At 70.5% G+C, this 18,407-nt stretch carries 14 protein-coding genes; 9 read left to right on the plus strand and 5 right to left on the minus strand.

The genetic code is table 11. From position 1 onward, the window contains the following. The first annotated feature begins 421 nt into the window (after positions 1-421). The 6 genes from ACFY15_RS20460 (at position 422) to ACFY15_RS20485 (ending at position 8,933) form a co-directional block, all read left to right on the plus strand. The gene (locus ACFY15_RS20460; RefSeq protein ID WP_390688817.1) at positions 422-1,633 is read left to right on the plus strand and encodes an ROK family protein; all 1,212 of its coding nucleotides are present in this window, start codon (positions 422-424) and stop codon (positions 1,631-1,633) included. A gap of 118 nt (positions 1,634-1,751) precedes the next feature. Then, positions 1,752-2,864, plus strand: coding sequence for a substrate-binding domain-containing protein (locus ACFY15_RS20465; protein WP_390825885.1), 1,113 nt, complete (start codon positions 1,752-1,754; stop codon positions 2,862-2,864). A 182-nt stretch (positions 2,865-3,046) separates the two neighbouring features. Continuing rightward, on the plus strand, positions 3,047-3,835 hold the full coding sequence (locus tag ACFY15_RS20470; RefSeq protein ID WP_042818391.1) for an ATP-binding cassette domain-containing protein: 789 nt from the start codon (positions 3,047-3,049) through the stop codon (positions 3,833-3,835). Further along, positions 3,832-5,124: a sugar ABC transporter permease gene (locus ACFY15_RS20475; protein WP_390688815.1), complete on the plus strand. Its 1,293-nt coding sequence runs from the start codon at positions 3,832-3,834 to the stop codon at positions 5,122-5,124. Before ACFY15_RS20470 ends, ACFY15_RS20475 begins: the two co-directional genes overlap by 4 nt. 253 nt (positions 5,125-5,377) lie before the next feature. Beyond that, on the plus strand, positions 5,378-7,327 hold the full coding sequence (gene dxs, locus ACFY15_RS20480; RefSeq protein ID WP_390688814.1) for a 1-deoxy-D-xylulose-5-phosphate synthase: 1,950 nt from the start codon (positions 5,378-5,380) through the stop codon (positions 7,325-7,327). Between the two features lie 109 nt (positions 7,328-7,436). Further along, on the plus strand, positions 7,437-8,933 hold the full coding sequence (locus ACFY15_RS20485; RefSeq protein ID WP_390688813.1) for an amino acid permease: 1,497 nt from the start codon (positions 7,437-7,439) through the stop codon (positions 8,931-8,933). 25 nt (positions 8,934-8,958) lie between these two features. Here the strand turns inward: ACFY15_RS20485 and ACFY15_RS20490 are convergent, their stop codons facing one another. Then, a complete protein-coding gene (locus ACFY15_RS20490) occupies positions 8,959-10,095 on the minus strand; it encodes an LCP family protein (protein WP_390825886.1) in 1,137 nt (378 codons plus the stop codon). Positions 10,096-10,329: 234 nt separating this feature from the next. Here ACFY15_RS20490 and ACFY15_RS20495 point away from each other — a divergent pair, with 234 nt between their 5' ends. Then, positions 10,330-11,379 (plus strand): hypothetical protein, encoded by a 1,050-nt coding sequence (locus ACFY15_RS20495; RefSeq protein WP_390688811.1) that lies wholly within the window; start codon positions 10,330-10,332, stop codon positions 11,377-11,379. Here ACFY15_RS20495 and ACFY15_RS20500 read toward each other — a convergent pair. From ACFY15_RS20500 to ACFY15_RS20515, 4 genes are read right to left on the minus strand one after another with little or no spacing between them, the layout of a single operon-like run. Next, positions 11,353-12,417 (minus strand): hypothetical protein, encoded by a 1,065-nt coding sequence (locus ACFY15_RS20500; protein ID WP_390688810.1) that lies wholly within the window; start codon positions 12,415-12,417, stop codon positions 11,353-11,355. The two genes, ACFY15_RS20495 and ACFY15_RS20500, sit on opposite strands and share 27 nt — an antisense overlap. After that, positions 12,414-13,331 (minus strand): N-acetylneuraminate synthase family protein, encoded by a 918-nt coding sequence (locus ACFY15_RS20505; protein ID WP_390688901.1) that lies wholly within the window; start codon positions 13,329-13,331, stop codon positions 12,414-12,416. The genes ACFY15_RS20500 and ACFY15_RS20505 overlap by 4 nt, the downstream gene beginning before the upstream one ends. A 6-nt stretch (positions 13,332-13,337) precedes the next feature. Further along, entirely contained in the window at positions 13,338-14,126 is a 789-nt protein-coding gene (locus ACFY15_RS20510) for a cytidylyltransferase domain-containing protein (RefSeq protein WP_390688809.1), read from the minus strand. Further along, positions 14,123-15,400: a DUF6716 putative glycosyltransferase gene (locus tag ACFY15_RS20515; RefSeq protein WP_390688808.1), complete on the minus strand. Its 1,278-nt coding sequence runs from the start codon at positions 15,398-15,400 to the stop codon at positions 14,123-14,125. Before ACFY15_RS20515 ends, ACFY15_RS20510 begins: the two co-directional genes overlap by 4 nt. A 246-nt stretch (positions 15,401-15,646) precedes the next feature. Between ACFY15_RS20515 and ACFY15_RS20520 the strand changes: the two genes are divergently transcribed. Then, positions 15,647-16,624 carry a glycosyltransferase family 2 protein gene (locus ACFY15_RS20520; RefSeq protein ID WP_390825887.1) on the plus strand — a complete coding sequence of 326 codons (978 nt, stop codon included), beginning with the start codon at positions 15,647-15,649 and terminating at the stop codon, positions 16,622-16,624. After that, positions 16,621-18,360 carry a polysialyltransferase family glycosyltransferase gene (locus ACFY15_RS20525; protein ID WP_390688806.1) on the plus strand — a complete coding sequence of 580 codons (1,740 nt, stop codon included), beginning with the start codon at positions 16,621-16,623 and terminating at the stop codon, positions 18,358-18,360. The genes ACFY15_RS20520 and ACFY15_RS20525 overlap by 4 nt, the downstream gene beginning before the upstream one ends. Positions 18,361-18,407: the final 47 nt, after the last annotated feature.

Genomic DNA, 18,407 nt, shown 5'->3' on the forward strand with positions numbered 1-18,407 from the left:
CGGGGTACGCCGTGGACAGGGATGACGTATGCCGGACAGGAGAGTCAGGGCATGCGGAAGGAAGGGAAGAAGGGTTCCCAGGGGAAAGAGTCAGCCGACGTGGGCGCGGCGAGGACTTCGATCGGGACTCATCCCGAACACCTCCTCGCGTCGCGCCGTCAGAACACGGCGCCGGGTCCGGCCGGAAGGCCGCAGAGGACGGGGCGCCTCGGCGACCGTAACACGATCTCGGAGGGCGGTGTGCACCCCTTTGGCCTGAGGTGTCCTTTTCCGTCTGTCTCAGGGCCTTGACGTCTCAGGGGCCAAAGGCTCGACTTAAGGTTCACAAGTTGGAGAGAAGCCGGGGTCTCGGAACACCTACCGCGACGACCGGCCGGGGGGCGACGGATGGCCGTCGCTTATGGGCAGGAGTGGATGGGTCGTGCAGACTCCCGGATCGCAGTCCTCGCTGCATCGCGCGAATCTCGAACGGGTCGTGCGGGCGGTGCGCCTCGCGGGTTCGCTGACGCAGGCGGAGATCGCCCGTACCACCGGACTGTCGGCGGCGACGGTCTCCAACATCGTCCGCGAGCTCAAGGAGGGCGGGACCGTCGAGGTCACCGACACCTCGGCGGGCGGCCGGAGGGCGCGCAGCGTCTCGCTCAGCGGGGACGCGGGCATCGTGATCGGCGTGGACTTCGGCCACACCCACCTGCGGGTGGCGGTCGGCAACCTCGCGCACCAGGTGCTGGCCGAGGAGTCCGAGCCGCTGGACGTGGACGCCTCCTGGGTGGAGGGCTTCGACCGCGCGGAGGCGCTGGTCGGACGGCTGGTCGAGCAGGTCGGCGTGGCCCGGGACAAGGTCATCGGCGTCGGGCTCGGCGTCCCGGGTCCCATCGACGTGGAGTCCGGCACCCTCGGGTCGACCGCGATCCTGCCGGGCTGGGCGGGGATCAACCCGCGCCAGGAGCTCTCGCAGCGCCTCGGCGTGCCCGTCTACGTGGACAACGACGCGAACCTCGGCGCCCTCGGCGAGCTGGTGTGGGGCAGCGGGCGCGGGGTCAGGGACCTGGCGTACATCAAGGTCGCGAGCGGTGTGGGCGCCGGTCTGGTGATCAACGGGCAGATCTACCGCGGCCCCGGCGGCACCGCCGGGGAGATCGGGCACATCACCCTGGACGAGTCGGGCCCGGTCTGCCGCTGCGGCAACCGCGGCTGCCTGGAGACCTTCGCCGCGGCCCGCTACGTGCTGCCCCTGCTCCAGGGCAGCCACGGGCCGGAACTGACGATGGAGCGGGTGGTCGAGCTGGCCCGCGAGGGCGACCCGGGCTGCCGCCGGGTCATCGCCGACGTGGGGCGGCACATCGGCAGCGGCGTGGCCAGCCTGTGCAACCTCCTGAACCCGAGCCGGATCGTGCTCGGCGGCTCGCTGGCGGAGGCCGGTGAGCTGGTCCTGGCGCCGATCCGCGAATCCGTGGGGCGGTACGCGATCCCCAGCGCGGCCCGGCAGCTGTCGGTCCTGACGGGGACGCTGGGCAGCCGCGCCGAGGTACTCGGCGCACTCGCGCTCGTACTCAGCGAGATGGGCGATTCAACACTTTTGGCAGAAAATGGTGGGATGCGCACTCCCGTCGTCGTGTCTTCATTTAGATAACGGATGACTCCGTTGTCATCTCGTTAAGGATTCACTCCTTGACGGCAAACTCGCGGCCGGGGTTGACTCACATCCACCTCGGCCGCGGTGTTGCGGCCTCGTCAGGGAGGTTCACTTCATGAACACGCGTATGCGTAGAGCCGCTGTTGCCGTGGCCGCCGGCGCCATGGCCGTCTCGCTGGCCGCCTGTGGCAGCGCCAAGGAAGCGGGGGGCGAGAAGCCCTCGGGTCCCGTGGCCGCCGGTGACGCGATCAAGGTCGGCCTGCTCCTGCCGGAGAACCAGACCGCGCGCTACGAGAAGTTCGACAAGCCGCTGATCGAGAAGAAGATCTCCGATCTCACCAACGGCAAGGCCCAGGTCGTCTACGCCAACGCCAAGCAGGACGCGACCACGCAGAACTCCCAGGTCGACACGATGATCACCAACAAGGTGAACGTCCTGATCATCGACGCGGTCGACGCCAAGGCCATCGCGGGCTCGGTCAAGAAGGCCAAGGACGCCGGCATCCCGGTCGTCGCCTACGACCGCCTGGCGGAGGGCCCGATCGACGGCTACACCTCCTTCGACAACGAAGAGGTCGGCAAGGTGCAGGGCAAGGCCCTGCTGGAGGCCCTGGGCGACAAGGCCAAGGACGGCCAGATCGTCATGATGAACGGCTCCGTCACCGACCCGAACGCCGCGCTGTTCAAGAAGGGCGCGCACTCCGTCCTCGACGGCAAGGTGAACATCGGCAAGGAGTACGACACCAAGGAGTGGAAGCCGGAGAACGCCAACACCAACATGGCGGGCGCCCTCTCCGCGCTCGGCAAGGACAAGGTGATCGGCGTCTACTCCGCCAACGACGGCATGGCCGGCGGCATCATCACCGCCCTCAAGGCGGCCGGTCTCAGCCCCCTGCCCCCCGTCACCGGCCAGGACGCCGAACTCGCAGGCGTCCAGCGGATCGTCGCGGGCGAGCAGTTCATGAGCGTCTACAAGCCGTACGCCCCCGAGGCCTCGGCCGCCGCCGAGATGGCCGTCGCCCTCGCCCAGGGCAAGAAGGCCGACGACATCATCAACAACAAGGTCGACAGCCCGACCACCAAGGGCGTCCCCTCCGTGCTGATCCCGGTCGTCTCGCTGACCAAGAGCAACATCAAGGACAGCGTCGTCAAGGACGGCGTCTACACGGTCGACGAGATCTGCACCGACAAGTACGCGGCCGCCTGCGCCGCCATCGGCCTCAAGTAAGGCCCTCCGCCGCCTCCCGCCGCGGAGAGCCGGCCCCCCTGCCCTGCCCGGCGCCCCGCTCCTCATGTCCCCGCCACCCGCGGGGCGCCGGGCAGAAACGTTTCACCTTTCGCTTGTCGTATCCCATCCGCCCCGCTCCTGCTCTTTTGCACGACATCCCCGCCGGTCAGGCGGCGAAGGAGATGGTTCATGTGTCCGCTGCGCCCGTGCTGGCGTTGCGAGGGGTCTCGAAGCGGTTCGGCGCCGTCCAGGCCCTGACCGACGTAGAACTCGAGATCCACTCCGGTGAGGTGGTCGCCCTGGTCGGCGACAACGGCGCCGGCAAGTCCACGCTGGTCAAGACGATCGCCGGCGTGCACCCCATCGATGACGGAGTCATCGAGTGGGAGGGCCGTCCGGTCTCCATCGGCAAGCCCCACGACGCCCAGAACCTCGGCATCGCGACCGTCTACCAGGACCTCGCGCTGTGCGACAACATCGACGTCGTCGGCAACCTCTTCCTGGGCCGCGAGCTCAAGCGCTACGGCGTGCTCGACGAGGTGGAGATGGAGCGCCGCGCCCGCGAGCTCCTGACCACCCTGTCCATCCGGATCCCCAGTGTCCGGATCCCCATCGCCTCCCTCTCCGGCGGTCAGCGCCAGACGGTGGCGATCGCCCGCTCGATGCTGGGCGAGCCCAAGCTCGTCATCCTCGACGAGCCCACCGCGGCCCTCGGCGTCGAGCAGACCGCCCAGGTCCTCGACCTGGTCGAGAGGCTGCGCGAGCGCGGCCACGCCGTCATCCTCATCAGCCACAACATGGCCGACGTGAAGGCCGTCGCCGACAAGGTGGCGGTGCTGCGGCTGGGCCGCAACAACGGTGTCTTCAACGTCGCCGACACCTCGCAGGAAGAGATCATCTCCGCCATCACCGGGGCCACGGACAACGCCGTGACCCGCCGGGCGGCCCGCACCGGGGAGGCCCGCAAGTGAGCACCGAACACCACACCCACGCGGAAGAGGTGGCCCGGCTGGCCAACCCCGCCGCGCCGGCGGACGCCATCCCGGCGGTGGACCCCCGCCTCCTGGTGCGCGAGCAGGGCCTCTCCGGCTACCTGAGCGAGTTCGGCCGCAAGATGAAGGCGGGCGACCTGGGCTCGATCCCGGTCGTCCTCGGTCTGATCGTCATCTGGGGCATCTTCCAGAGCCTGAACTCGAACTTCCTCTCCCCGGAGAACCTCTCCAACATCGCGATCACGATGGTCGCCACCGGCATGATCGCCGTCGGTATCATCTTCGTGCTGCTGCTCGGCGAGATCGACCTCTCGGTCGGCTCGGTCAGCGGTGTCTCGGGCGCGATCGTCGCCGTCCTCGCCGTGACCCACGGCGTCAACGAATGGCTCGCGATCCTCGCCGCCGTCGCCGGCGGCGCCCTGATCGGCGCGATCCACGGCTTCTTCTTCGCCAGGATCGGCGCCCCCGCCTTCGCCGTCACCCTCTCGGGCCTGCTGTTCTGGTCCGGTGCCATGCTCCAGATCCTCGGCAGCAACGGCACCATCAACATCGACCCCGACGGCGTGGTCGGGCAGCTGACGACGTACTACTTCTCGGACGTGGCCGCCGGCTACGGCCTCGCGGCGCTCGCCACGGCCGTGTACTTCCTCGCGTCCTTCCTCGACAACCGCCGCCGGGCGGCCGCCGGGGTCCCCTCGCGCCCGCTCTCCGAGATCCTGCTGCGCACCGGCCTGCTGGCCGTGTTCACCTTCGGTCCCGCGGTCGTCTTCAACCAGTACAAGGGCCTGCCGCTCGCGGTGGTGCTCTTCGTGCTGGCCCTGGTCGGCACGGACTTCCTCCTGCGCCGCACCACCTTCGGCCGCAACGTCTTCGCCCTCGGCGGCAGCGTCGAGGCCTCCCGCCGCGCGGGCATCAACGTCAACGCCATCCGCATTGCGGTCTTCTCCATCTCCGGCACCTTCGCCGCCGTCGGCGGGCTCTTCTGGGCCTCCAAGATCGCGGCGGCCAACCAGAGCGCCGGCGCCGGCGACCTGCTGATGAACGTGATCGCGGCAGCCGTCATCGGCGGCACCAGCCTCTTCGGCGGACGCGGCCGGACCTGGAACGCCCTCCTCGGCGTCATGGTCATCACCTCCATCCAGTACGGTCTGGCCCTGGAGGGGATCGCGACTCCGATCCAGTACATGATCACTGGTGCCGTACTGCTCGCCACCGTGGTCATCGACTCGGTCACCCGCAAGACCCAGAAGACCGCCGGACGCGCCTGACCGCGCGCCCGGGGCCTCGCCCCCACGGTAAGACCCGTCACAGTGCCCGGTGCCACTCCGCGTGGCGCCGGGCACCTGTGCGTACATATGTACGTATGAGTGTGCGGTTATACGTCCGTTTGGGAGGTGTGATTCCGCCGTGCGGTGTACAGGTATGACCGTGGGCGTACCCCTCCCGGCACCGCCCGATGAATCCGCTCGCGAGCGGAACATTAGACTCGACAGACCAGCCAGCAACTGCAAGGAGGCACGGGTGCTGCTGACCCGCATCAAGGGACCGCGCGATCTGGACCGGCTCAGCCAGGAGGAGCTCGACCAGCTCGCCGCCGAGATCAGGTCCTTCCTGGTCGATGCCGTCTCCAAGACCGGCGGGCACCTCGGCCCCAACCTCGGCGTGGTCGAACTGACGATCGCCCTGCACCGGGTCTTCGAATCGCCGAAGGACAAGGTCCTCTTCGACACCGGGCACCAGGCCTACGTCCACAAGCTGCTCACCGGCCGCCAGGACTTCGCGGGCCTGCGCTCCAAGGGCGGCCTGTCCGGCTACCCCTCGCGCGCCGAGTCCGACCACGACGTCATCGAGAACTCGCACGCCTCGACGGTCCTCGGCTGGGCCGACGGCCTCGCCAAGGCCAACGAGGTCCTCGGCCGCGAGGACCACCACGTCGCCGCCGTCATCGGCGACGGTGCCCTCACCGGCGGCATGGCCTGGGAGGCGCTGAACAACATCGCCGCCGCCAAGGACCGCCCGCTCGTCATCGTCGTCAACGACAACGAGCGCTCGTACGGCCCCACCATCGGCGGCCTCGCGAACCACCTCGCCACCCTGCGCACCACGGACGGCTACGAGCGCTTCCTGGCCCGCGGCAAGGAGATCCTGGAGCGCACCCCCGTCGTCGGGAAGCCGCTCTTCGAGACCCTGCACGGCGCCAAGAAGGGCCTCAAGGACTTCATCGCCCCGCAGGGCATGTTCGAGGACCTCGGCCTGAAGTACATCGGCCCCATCGACGGCCACGACATCGAGGCCCTGGAGTCCGCTCTCCAGCGCGCCAAGCGCTTCAGCGGCCCGGTCATCGTGCACTGCCTGACCCAGAAGGGCCGCGGCTACACGCACGCCGAGCAGGACGAGGCCGACCGCTTCCACGGCATCGGCCCGATCCACCCCGACACCGGCCTGCCGGTCAAGGCCGCAGCCGCCAGCTGGACCTCCGTCTTCGCCGACGAGATGGTCAAGCTCGGCCACGAGCGCAAGGACATCGTCGGCATCACCGCGGCGATGCTCCACCCGGTCGGCCTGAAGAAGTTCGCGGACACCTTCCCGGACCGCATCTACGACGTCGGCATCGCCGAGCAGCACGCGGCCACCTCGGCCGCCGGCCTGGCCACCGGCGGCGTCCACCCGGTCTTCGCGGTCTACGCGACCTTCCTCAACCGCGCCTTCGACCAGGTCCTCATGGACGTCGCCCTGCACAAGTGCGGGGTCACCTTCGTCCTGGACCGCGCCGGTGTCACCGGCGACGACGGTGCCTCCCACAACGGCATGTGGGACATGTCCATCCTCCAGGTCGTCCCGGGCCTGCGGCTCGCCGCCCCGCGCGACGCCGAGCAGCTGCGCGCCCAGCTCCGCGAGGCCGTCGAGGTCAAGGACGCCCCGACCGTGGTGCGCTACTCCAAGGGCGTCGTCGGCCCGGCCGTGCCGGCCGTCGGCAAGGTCGGCGGCATGGACGTGCTGCGCCTGCCGGCCCCCGAGGTCACGCTCCCCCTCGGCCCTTCGGGCCTGGGAGGTGCCCCCACGGACGTACTGCTCGTCTCGGTCGGCGCGCTCGCCCCGATGTGCCTGGAGATCGCCGCCCTGCTCGACAAGCAGGGCATCTCCTCGACCGTCGTCGACCCCCGCTGGGTCAAGCCGGTGGACGAGGCCATGGCCCCGCTCGCCGAACGCCACCGGGTCGTCGTCACCGTCGAGGACAACGGCCGCACCGGCGGTGTCGGCGCCGCCGTCGCGCAGGCCCTGCGGGACGCGGGCGTGGACGTGCCGCTGCGCGACTTCGGCATCCCGCAGCGCTTCCTCGACCACGCGCTGCGCAAGGAGATCATGGCCGAGATCGGCCTGACCGCCCCGGACATCGCGCGCCAGGTCACCGGCCTGGTCGCGAAGCTGGACGGCCGTTTCGAGAGCGAGCCGGCCGCCGCCGTCGACTAGCCGTACCGCGGGGGCGCCGCGGTCGCGCGGTTGCAGCACACGGGCCGGGAGATCACCCTTGAAGGGTGGGCCTCCCGGCCCGTTCGCGTACTTCTTGGGAGGTGCGTCGGTGAGCTCGGATCTCAACAGCCCGTTCCGTACCAAGACGGTGGAACAGTCCATCCGGGACACGGAGGAGCCGGAGCACGCGCTCCGCAAATCGCTCTCCGCCTGGGACCTGACCGTCTTCGGTGTCGGTGTCATCATCGGTACCGGCATCTTCGTCCTGACGGGCATCGCGGCCCGCAACAACGCCGGCCCCGCCACCGCCCTCTCCTTCGTGGTATCGGGCGTCGTCTGTGCCCTCGCGGCCCTCTGCTACGCCGAGTTCGCGTCCACCGTTCCGGTGGCCGGGTCGGCCTACACCTTCGCGTACGCATCGATCGGAGAACTGCCCGCCTGGATCATCGGCTGGGACCTCGTCCTGGAGTTCGCCCTGGGCACCGCCGTCGTGGCCGTCGGCTGGTCGGGGTACGTGCGCCAGCTCATGCACACGAACCTCGGCTGGGACATGCCCACCGCCCTGTCCGGGCCCGACGACGGCGGGCACTTCGACCTGCTGGCCTTCCTGCTGGTCCTCGCGCTGACCGCGATCCTCGTCATCGGCACGAAGCTGTCGGCCCGCATCACCGCCATCGTCGTCGCCATCAAGGTCTTCGTGGTGCTGCTGGTCATCGTCGCGGGCGCGTTCTTCATCAAGGCCGACAACTACTCCCCGTTCATCCCGCCGGCCGAGCCACAACCCGGCGGCAGCGGCTGGACGGCGCCCCTGGTCCAGCTGATCTTCGGCTACCAGCCCACCAACTTCGGTGTCATGGGCATCTTCACCGCCGCCTCCCTGGTCTTCTTCGCCTTCATCGGCTTCGACGTCGTGGCCACCGCGGCCGAGGAGACCAGGAACCCGCAACGGGACATGCCGCGCGGCATCCTGGGCTCGCTGCTCATCTGCACGCTGCTCTACGTCGCCGTGACGATCGTGGTCACCGGTATGCAGTACTACAAGGAGATGTCTCCGACAGCCCCGCTCGCCGCCGCGTTCAAAGCCGTCGACCAGCCCTTCTTCTCCGGAGCCATCAGCCTCGGGGCGGCCATCGGCCTGATCACGGTGTGCATGATCCTGCTTCTGGGGCAGACCCGCGTGTTCTTCGCCATGAGCCGTGACGGACTGCTGCCGCGCGTCTTCTCCGTCACCCACCCGAAGTTCCGCACGCCCTACCGCGCCACCGTGCTGCTCGGTTCGATCATCGCCGTGGTCGCGGGGTTCACCAGCCTGGAGAAGCTCGCGGAGCTGGTCAACATCGGCACCCTGTTCGCCTTCGTCGTGGTGGCCCTCGGCGTGATCATCCTGCGCAGGACCCGCCCCGACCTGCACCGGGCCTTCCGTACCCCGTGGGTGCCGGTGGTGCCGATCCTGTCGATGGCGGCCTCGCTCTGGCTGATGCTCAATCTGCCGGCCGAGACCTGGCTGCGGTTCGCGATCTGGATGGTGATCGGCCTCGTCGTCTACTTCCTGTACGGCAAGCGCAAGAGCCGCCTGGCCCAGCTCGGACGGGACGCGGAGCTCTAGGAGCGGCCGCCGGAGCGCCTGCGGTTCAGGCCGACGGGGTCGGCGAGGGCGCCGGGGACTTGGACCTGGTGCCCGAGCCGCCCTTGGCGGGGGAGTCCTTCGCCGAGGCGGGCACCTTCCGGTCGGTCCGCAGGGCCTCCCACAGTTGGGAGGCCTGCTCCTGTGCGATCACGACCCGGTTCGGGTCCACCTTGTCGTACGCCACCGGGAGCATGATGGTCTCCATCGTGGACGGGTCCACGCCCTTCATGCTCTGCGCGAAGTCGGCCAGTGCGCTGAGCGAGGCCAGGTCGGAGTCGGTGGTCAGGGACTTGGTGCCGGCGTCGGCGAGCTTGTAGAGCCGGGCCGGGTTGCCGAGGGCGTCCTGCTTCTTGATCTCGGAGAGCATCGCGAGCATGAACTGCTGCTGGAGGCCGATGCGTCCGAGGTCGCTGCCGTCGCCGTAGCCATAGCGGGTGCGGACGAACTTCAGCGCGTCCGTGCCGTTCAGCCGGTGCGTGCCCGCGTCGAGTTTCAGGCCGCCCTTCGCGCCCGTCATCGGCTGGTCGAGGGTGACGGTGACCCCGCCGAGGGCGTCCACCAGGCCCTTGAAGCCGGCGAAGTCCACCTCGACGAAGTGGTCGACGCGGATGCCCGACAGCTGCTCGACGGTCTTGACCACGCAGGCCGGGCCGGCCACCGAGTAGACGGAGTTGAACATGACCCGGTTCGCCTCCGGGACGGTCTTCCCGTCCTGGTCCTTGCACTCGGGCCGGGTGATCAGGGTGTCGCGGGGGATGCTCACCGCGGTGGCCCGGGACCGGCCCTCGGGTATGTGCACCAGCATCGCCGTGTCGGAGCGGGCCCCGCTGACGTTGCCGTGGTCGAGCTCGCCGTTGGCGCCGGCCCGCGAGTCGGAGCCGAGCACCAGGACGTTCTGGGCCTTCTCGGCCACCTTCGGCGGCCGGTTGTCCGCGCCGATGGCCCGGTCCAGGTCGACGCTGTCGATGTTCCCCTCGAGGTGGCTGTAGACCCACCAGCCCGCTCCGGCCGAGCCGAGGACCACGACGGCCGCCGTCCAGGCCAGTCCCCGGCGGATCCGGCTCGCGCGCGAACGGGTCGGGGCCTGTTCCGGCGCCGGTTCCGGCGTGGTCGTGGCGGGGGCGGTGGCGTCTGAAGTCATGCCCGGGGACCGGTCCTTCCGAACGGGTGGCGGGGGGAGTGCGGCGGGGGAGCGCGGGCTCCAACATAGACGCAGCGGCCCGCCGGACGACCCCCGGGGTATCCTGATTCTGTTCGAATCGTGCGGGGGAAGGGTTGCTTGCGGTCCATGGCGACGCGATCCAGACGCAGTCCGAACAAATCCCCCGGACGCCCCGCGGGGCCCGGCGGCGCCGGCGCCCGTGACTGGAACTCCGTGGCCCTGGGCCCCGTGGCCGGACGCTGGGTCCTCGCCGGCAAGGACGGACGGCTCACCGCGTACGCGCGCGCCGAGGGCGGTCTGCTCCGCTGGACCGAGCGCGTCCCCGGCGGCCCCGACTGGAGCGGCCCCGACCTCTTCCCCACCGACGGGCTGACCGACCTCTCGGTGGGTCAGGGCCCCGACGGATACGCCCACTTCGCGGGCCGGCGCCGGGCCCGCGCCGAGGGCGGCGACGGCACCGAGACCCTCACCTACCACCACGCCGTGCAGTACCAGAGCGGACGCCCGATGGGCCCCTGGGACTCCCTCGGCACCCTCTACCACAACGTCGAGATGTCGCTGCGCGGCGGCCCGCCGGCCGTGACGGCGGACGCCCAGGGCACCCCCCACGTCTTCGTCCGCAACAACGGGCGCGGCATCCACGTCAAGCGCCAGGACAAGAAGGGCAACTGGGTGGCGTGGCAGGACCTGCGGGGCAGTATGACCTTCGAGGGCTGCTGCGCCTCCTCCACCGCCGACGGCCGGATATGGTTCGCCGCCCCGGGCGAGAAGGGGCTCTCCTTCTGGGCCCAGAGCGGGCCGGGCGGCCCCCTGGAGAGGGGCGAGGACGTCCCGTACCTCGCCCTGGACGGGTCGGTGCGGGCCCTGGAGACGGCCCCGGGACGCGTCACCCACTTCTGGCACGCGGCCGACGGGAGCGGGGTATTCGCCCACCGCGAGGGCGCCGGGGTGATGGCCCTGGGCGGCGGACCGGCCTACGGGGCGGTGGCCGCCGTCCGGGCGCTGGTCGACGGGTACGACTGCACAGTGCTGGCCCACCGGGCCGTGGGTGGCCGTACCGTCCTCGCCGCCTACCCGACGGAGCACGAGGCGGCGGGGCTGTGGTGGACCGAGATCGGCGAGGAGTGCCTGGGGTCCCCGGCCCTCGCCGTCGACGCCCGCGGACTGGTCGTCATCGTCTCGATCAGCGCCCGGGGCGAACTGCTGGTCAACCGTCAGAAGGACAGCTCCGGGCTCTCACTGGGCCGCTGGCAGCGCTTCTGACCGGCCGCCCGTCCGCCGCCGTCCCTGCGGCGGGATGCTGGCCAGGCCGTGCCGGGCGATCGCCAGGCTGGAGATGCGCCGCAGGAAGTCCACCGAACGGGCCGCCGTGTCCGGGGTGATCCAGGCGTCGTCGATCTCGCACAGCTCCACCCGTACCGGCGCACCGCGCAGCACGATCGGCAGGGTGTAGGCGATGGTGGACGCGAAGGTCAGCAGGGACAGGCCGATGGGCTCGGTCAGCGCGGTCAGCTCCAGCGGCAGCTCGGGGTGGACGATCTCCATCCCGGTCAGTGCGGCGATCCGCTCCAGCTTGGCCGCGCTCTCCCGGCGGTGCGCCAGATAGCGTCCGGCCGCCCGGCTGCGGGCGATCCAGCCGACGGCTTCGATGTAGCGGTCCTCGTCGATGACCCCGGTCTCCACCAGGGAGCTGCCCGCCAGGTCCGCGCCGGGCCGGGGCCGCGCCGGGCCGAAGGTGGCCCGGCTCCAGGCGTAGTCGTTCGGCCGTACCTCGGCGCCCGGCGGGGCGGACACCGGCATGCAGGTGAAGAAGACGGCCCGCTCCAGCTCCTCCCGGGCCAGCCACCGGTTGACCGGGCCGCCCTTGGAGGACTTGACGTCCCCCTGGTGCCAGCGGGTCAGCTGCTGCCCGCTCGTCAGCAACGCCACCAGCTCGGTGGTGGCGGTGCCGTCGTCGACGACGACCACCTCGCGGGCCCGGGAGCGCGGCAGCAGCAGCTGGATGGTGCGGGAGAACAGGTCCCCGATCACCAGGCGCCGGGCCGCGGCGACAGCCCGGCCGAGCCGGACCAGTTCGCCGGCCCGCCCCAGGTACCCCGCGCGGACCTCGTAGCGCCGCCACGCCACCTTGGCCTGCGAGGCGTACCGGCACAGCCGGCGGACCTGTGCGCGCGAGCGCGGGTCCACCGGCTGAAGCACGGCGATGGTGAGGGACGCTGCCTCGCCCGGGTGGACGTGGGCCCACTCCAGGACATTCAGTAGTTGAGCCGGGCTCTCCACCAGGGCGAGGGTTTCGCTCATGCCGAGGTCGTCACGCCCTCGGCGGAATGGGCGCCCTGGACGCGCCGGAGCTTCTTCATCGGGCCGAGCTCGGAGTCGTAGACCTTCTTGACGCCGTCGCCGAGGGCGGTCTCGATGGTGCGGATGTCGCGCACGAGGCGGGCGAGGCCGCCGGGCTCGACGGAGGCGGCCTGGTCGGAGCCCCACATGGCGCGGTCGAGGGTGATGTGCCGCTCGACGGCGCAGGCGCCCATGGCGACGGCCGCCACGGTGGTCTGCAGGCCCGTCTCGTGCCCCGAGTAGCCCACGGGCACGTTGGGGTAGGCCGCCTCCAGGCTGTTGATGACCCGCAGGTTCAGCTCCTCGGCCTTGGCCGGGTAGGTGGAGGTGGCGTGCAGCAGGATGATGTTCTCGCTGCCGAGCACCTCCACCGCGTGCCGGATCTGCTGCGGGGTGGACATGCCGGTGGACAGGATGACCGTCTTGCCCGTGGCGCGCAGGGCCAGGAGGAGCTCGTCGTCGGTCAGGGAGGCGGAGGCCACCTTGTGTGCGGGCACGTCGAACTTCTCCAGGAAGGTGACGGCTTCGGTGTCCCAGGGAGAGGCGAACCAGTCGATGCCGCGCTTCGCGCAGTGCTCGTCGATGGCCCGGTACTCGTCCTCGCCGAACTCCACGCGGTGGCGGTAGTCGATGTACGTCATCCGGCCCCACGGGGTGTCCCGCTCGATGTCCCACTGGTCGCGCGGGGTGCATATCTCGGGCGTGCGCTTCTGGAACTTCACCGCGTCACAGCCCGCGTCGGCGGCCGCGTCGATGAGGGCGAGGGCGTTCGCCAGCTCGCCGTTGTGGTTGATCCCGATCTCACCGATCACATAGGCGGGCCGGCCGGCGCCGACCTCCCTGTTTCCGATCCGGCGGATCCGGTTGCTGTGCACCACTGTTCAGAGTTCCTTTCCGGGGTACTGCTGGGGTCGCGGCGACGGGGTCGCCGAAGTCTGCGGGGCGTCCAGGAGGGGGGCCAGGGCCCGGGCCCGGTCGAGGTCGCCGGGTTCGTCGAGCTCGATGGCCCGCTCGGGGGCTGTGGGGACGAGCTGGGTCCGGCCGAAGAAGCGGTGGCCGCTGCGGCGGAAGCCCTCGGTGCGCATGGCGTAGACGGCTCCCGACTCCAGGTACTCGGGCGTGCGGTCCTGGCGGCGCAGGCGGACCGCGCTGTCGTGGTTGACGCCCTGTGCCCGGTGGCCGGGGCCGGCGCCGGGGTCGGCGTTCCACAGGAAGCCGTGGAAGGGCACGGCGGTGAAGGCGGAGTCGGCTCCGTCGCGGACGACGGCCAGCACGGTGTCGTCCACCTCCTCGGAGGTGGTGAACGGGCTGGTGCACTGGACGAAGACCAGGACGTCCACGGTCTCGGCGTGACGTTCCTCCAGCACGTCCAGCGCGTGCAGCAGCGCGGACTCGCTGGAGGCCCGGTCCGAGCCCAGCCCGGCCGGGCGCTCCACCACCTCGGCGCCGGCCTCCCGGGCGGCGCGGGCGATCGCCGCGTCGTCGGTGGAGACCGCGACCCGGGTCACGTGGGCGGCGCCCAGGCAGGCCCGGACGGCGCGGGCCACGAGCGGTACGCCGCCGACGTCGGCGACGTTCTTGCCGGGGATGCCCTTGGAGCCGCCCCGGGCGGGTATGACGGCGGTGACGTTCACGGGGGTGCTCTCCTGGATGGGGGTGGGGGCGCTCATACGCCGCCCCACTGCTGGATCTTCGGGGCCACGCGCTGGACCCCGAACTGGTAGGCGACCTTGAGCACGCGTCGCGAGGTGCGCTTCATCGGGCCGCGGGAGCGGGCCGCGGCGGCCCCCGGGCCGGGGGAGCCGTCGGGATCGAGGCCCCGGCGGCGCAGCAGCGTACCGACGTATTCGGGCGCGCTGTCGGCCGTGTAGTAGGGGGTGACCGGAGGCAGCGGACGGCTGCGCAGTTCGAGGATCCGCTGCCGGAGTTCGCCGAAGGGATCGGTGGAGCGGATTCCCTGGTCGACCGTCCAGGATTCGTGGGCGAGTGGGGCCGCACCCCCGTCTATGGCGGTCCAGTCGGTGACGCAGCCGGAACCGGTGAAGTAATGGTTGCCGTGTACCTCGCGGATTCCGAGATCGCTCAGAATGGCGGTGGGCATTCCCCGGTGCATCGATTCGAGGGCGGCTGTGGAGCTGACCGTCACCAGGAGATCGGTGCGGTCGAGGGTCTGCGACATGTTGCCGTACACGAAATGCAGATTGGGTGGCAGCGGTTCGTCCAGCTGTTCCGCCAGGACCTGGTAGTGGTACGCCTCCACGTGGGTGGTCGCCTCGCCGGGTCTGCTGCGGAGTTTGATGAGGACATCGCGCCCCGGGCGCAGTCGGGCGTGGGATATCGCGCGGCGCAGCATGTACATCCGGCCGTTGCGGTCGGCGGGTACCGAGGGCTGGACGGCGAAGCACACCGTATAAGGGTGTTCGGCGAAAGTCCGGTTCGGATCGTAGGGGCGCTGGTCGAGAAAGGGAAGAGCCGTCTGGACGATGCTGGACGCGGGAATTCCGAGGGGTTCGTACACCTCGGTGAATCGGCGCCGGTCGAAAGGGCTGTTGGCGAGGACGATGTCGGCGCCCGCGCGCAGCAGGAGGCCGTCGGCCATCTTCTCGTAGACGACGCCGACGTAACCGGTCATCAGGATCGGCCGGTGCAGGGCGCCGGCGAAGCGGCGGGCCAGCGCGTGCAGGGCCGCGTGGGTGGCGCCGCCGACCGTGCCCAGGATGATCACGTCCGCCGCGGCGAGGGCGGGGGCGGCCGCGAACTCGGCGAGCGTGACCTCGGTGATCGAGGAGGGGGTGATGCCGACCTCCGCCAGCTGGCGCGCGGTCGGAGTGCTCCGGCCGCGCAGCATGTGCGCGTGGACCTCGCTGCCCGGCGCCAGACCCACCGCCAGCCCGGCACCCCATTTCCAGCGGGTGTCGGAGTCTGCGAGCACGTGGATGCGCACTGGTGGATTCCCGGTCGGTCGGCGGTGCCCGACTGCTGTCGGCGTGCCCGCAGCCGGGCGCGGGCTCGGGCGGGGCGGCCGCACGGCCCGTTAGACCCTACATCCTCACCTGAGCCTTATGTGTCACGAATAGGCCTCGAAGGGCAGGGGAGTTGTACGTCACACCCCAAGCGCCGTTCGGGTTCTCCCGGGTGCTCTGACATGATGGCCGAGTGTCGGTGAATGGGGAGAAGGTGAGTGCCGACGATGGTGACCCTTTCGGTGATCGTCGCGATGTGTGACGTCCGCGACTTCTGCCGGACGACGCTGAAGTCCCTGGCCCTGAATGCGCGGGAGGACTTCGAGTTCATCGTGGTGGACGACGCGTCCGTTGACGGGACATCGGAGATCCTGCGGGAGATGATACCCGGGATCCCCGGCGCCGTACTCATCCGCAACGAGCGGAACATGGGGATATCGGCGACCCGGAACATCGGCCTCGCCGCGGCCCGCGGCCGCTTCTTCACCTTTCTCGACGGCGACGACTGGTACGCCCCCGGATATCTCGCACAACTCGTGGGCTGGATGGGTCAGTCCGGGGTCGATTTCCTGCGCACCGGCCATGTCCGGGTCTACGGCAGGAAACGAAAGATCGTCATGCCCCCGCTCGCCCCGCGGGCCCTTCCGCTGAATCCGCTGGACTACATGGGGCCGGTGGACGCGTCCACCTTCATCGACTACCCCTCGGTCTGGGCGGGCATCTACGACCGCGAGCGCCTCCGCGAGGCGGGCGCGTTGTTCTTCGAGGAGACCCTGCGAACCGCAGAGGACCGGCACTGGTTCTATCAGCTGCACCTGCGGATGCGCTCCTTCGGAGTGGTCGACCTGCACGGCGTCTTCTACCGCCGCGATGTGTCCACTTCACTCACCAAGATCCCCGACGAACGGCAGCTGGACTTCCTTCGCGCCTTCCGGCTGGTTTTCGACGAACTCGCCCACCACCCGCGCGGATATGAACTCTCGTTCAAGGCCATGCGAACTCTGTGCGCCCTCGTCGTCATTCACATGGACCGCGCCGGCGACTACGACGAACCCACCCGGGGCCTGCTGTGGGAACGCAGCGCGCAGACCCTCTTCGACCTTCCCCGGGACATCCTGGAGGGGACCCTGGCAGGAATGGACTCCGCACGCGTGAACAAGCTCAGAGCACTGCTGTCCCAGCACCCGGATGCCGCTGCCCGATGACCCGCGTATTCGCCGCCTCCACCCTCTACGGGGCCATGACGGTGGCCGCCGCCATCGACGCCGGCCAGTTCGGCCAGGACGACCGCGAGCGGATCCTGCTCGTGTGCAACAACGTCGACATCCCCGAGGTCGCCACCCCGCTGCACCGGATGCCCGGCGCCGCCGCCGTCCTCGCGCGCTTCCACCGGGTCGTCTACTGGAACGACCTCATCTACCCCTTCCACCCGTCGCTGTGGGCCCCCCGAGACGAGGACGCCCCCCTCTGGCGCACCGTGATGGGGGAGAAGATGGGGATCAGGCCCGGCCCCCTGGAGCTCGTCGTCGAGTCCATCCAGGTCAAGCCCGCCCAGACCCTCTGCAAGATCTTCTCCGACGCCACCCTCACCGTGTACGCCGACGGGGTCATGAGCTACGGACCCACCCGCAACGACCTGCCCCGCCCCCTCCACGGCCGGATCGACCGGGTCCTCTACCTCGACCTGATCCCCACCCTGCTCCCCATGCTCCTCACCGAGTACGGGATCCCCTCGCAGCCGGTCCACACCGGCGCCGTCCTCGACCTGGTGGCGGAGCTCACCGAGGAGTGCCGCCCGATCCTCGACCGGGTGGTCCCGCCGCAGCTCGTCGAACGCGGACCGCAGACCGCGCTCCTCCTCGGCCAGTACCTCTCCCCCCTGGGCATCCTCACCGAGGAGGAAGAGGAGGAGCTGCACCGGCGCATGTTCGAGCACGCGGTACGGCTCGGCCACACCTCCGTGGTCTTCAAACCGCACCCCAGCGCCCCCTCCAGCCTCTCCGACACCCTCGCCGAGGCCGCCCGCGAGGCGGGCGTCCCCTTCCTCGTCCTGGACGTCCCGGTCCTCGCCGAGACCGTCTTCGCCTACCTGCGCCCCCGCCAGGTGATCGGCTGCTTCTCCACCGGTCTGTTCACCGCCCGCACCCTCTTCGGGATCCCCGTCGCCCAGATCGGCGCGCTGGAGGTCATCCGGCGCATGCGGCCCTACGCCAACAGCAACCGCATTCCCGCCACCCTCACCCACGCCCTCGTCCCCGACCTGGACGTGCCGACCGCCGCCCCGGCCGACCGGATCCTGGACGCCGAGCACGTCCGGGCCGAGGTCACCCCGTACGTCCAGGCCGTCGGCTACTGCATGCAGCCCAAGCGGTACGCCTTCCTGCGCCCGGTGGCCGAGGAGTACGTCGCGGCGGCCGTCGACCAGTGGGAAGGCCGCCCCGAGCTGTCCATGCACTTCAACGAGCGCACCCGCAGCCGCCTGGAACTGCCCGGCCCGCGCACCTGGAAGTGGCGGCGCGGCCTGGGCTGGACCCTGCGCGGCGCCGGGGAGCGCGCGGAGCCGGACGAGGTGCCCGTCACCGACGTCACGATGAACGGGTTCGCCTCGCTGGTCGAGGCAAAGGACGACCGGGGCGTCCTGGAGGTCGGCGCCCGGCTGCTGGCCGAGCAGGAGAACCTGGACCTGCTCATCGGCATGGCCCAGGCCCACATCCGCCGCAAGGAGACCGACCAGGCCAGGCAGCGGATCGAGCGGGCCATGCAGATCTCCGCGGACAGCGGGCGCGCCCTGGTCTGGCTGCGGATCGCGGAGACCGCGGCGAAGCTCGGCAAGCACGGCGACGACCTGCGCCGCCAGGCCGGCCGGCAGGCCCTGACCATCAATCCGGCCTCGCCGGCCGCCCAGCGCCTGGTCAAGAGCGGCCGGCTCGGCCGCAGGTGAGACAACGGGGAGGGCCCCGTCCTCACCGGGTGCGGACGGGGCCCTCC

Source organism: Streptomyces sp. NPDC001373, assembly GCF_042895815.1.
Classification (GTDB): domain Bacteria; phylum Actinomycetota; class Actinomycetes; order Streptomycetales; family Streptomycetaceae; genus Streptomyces.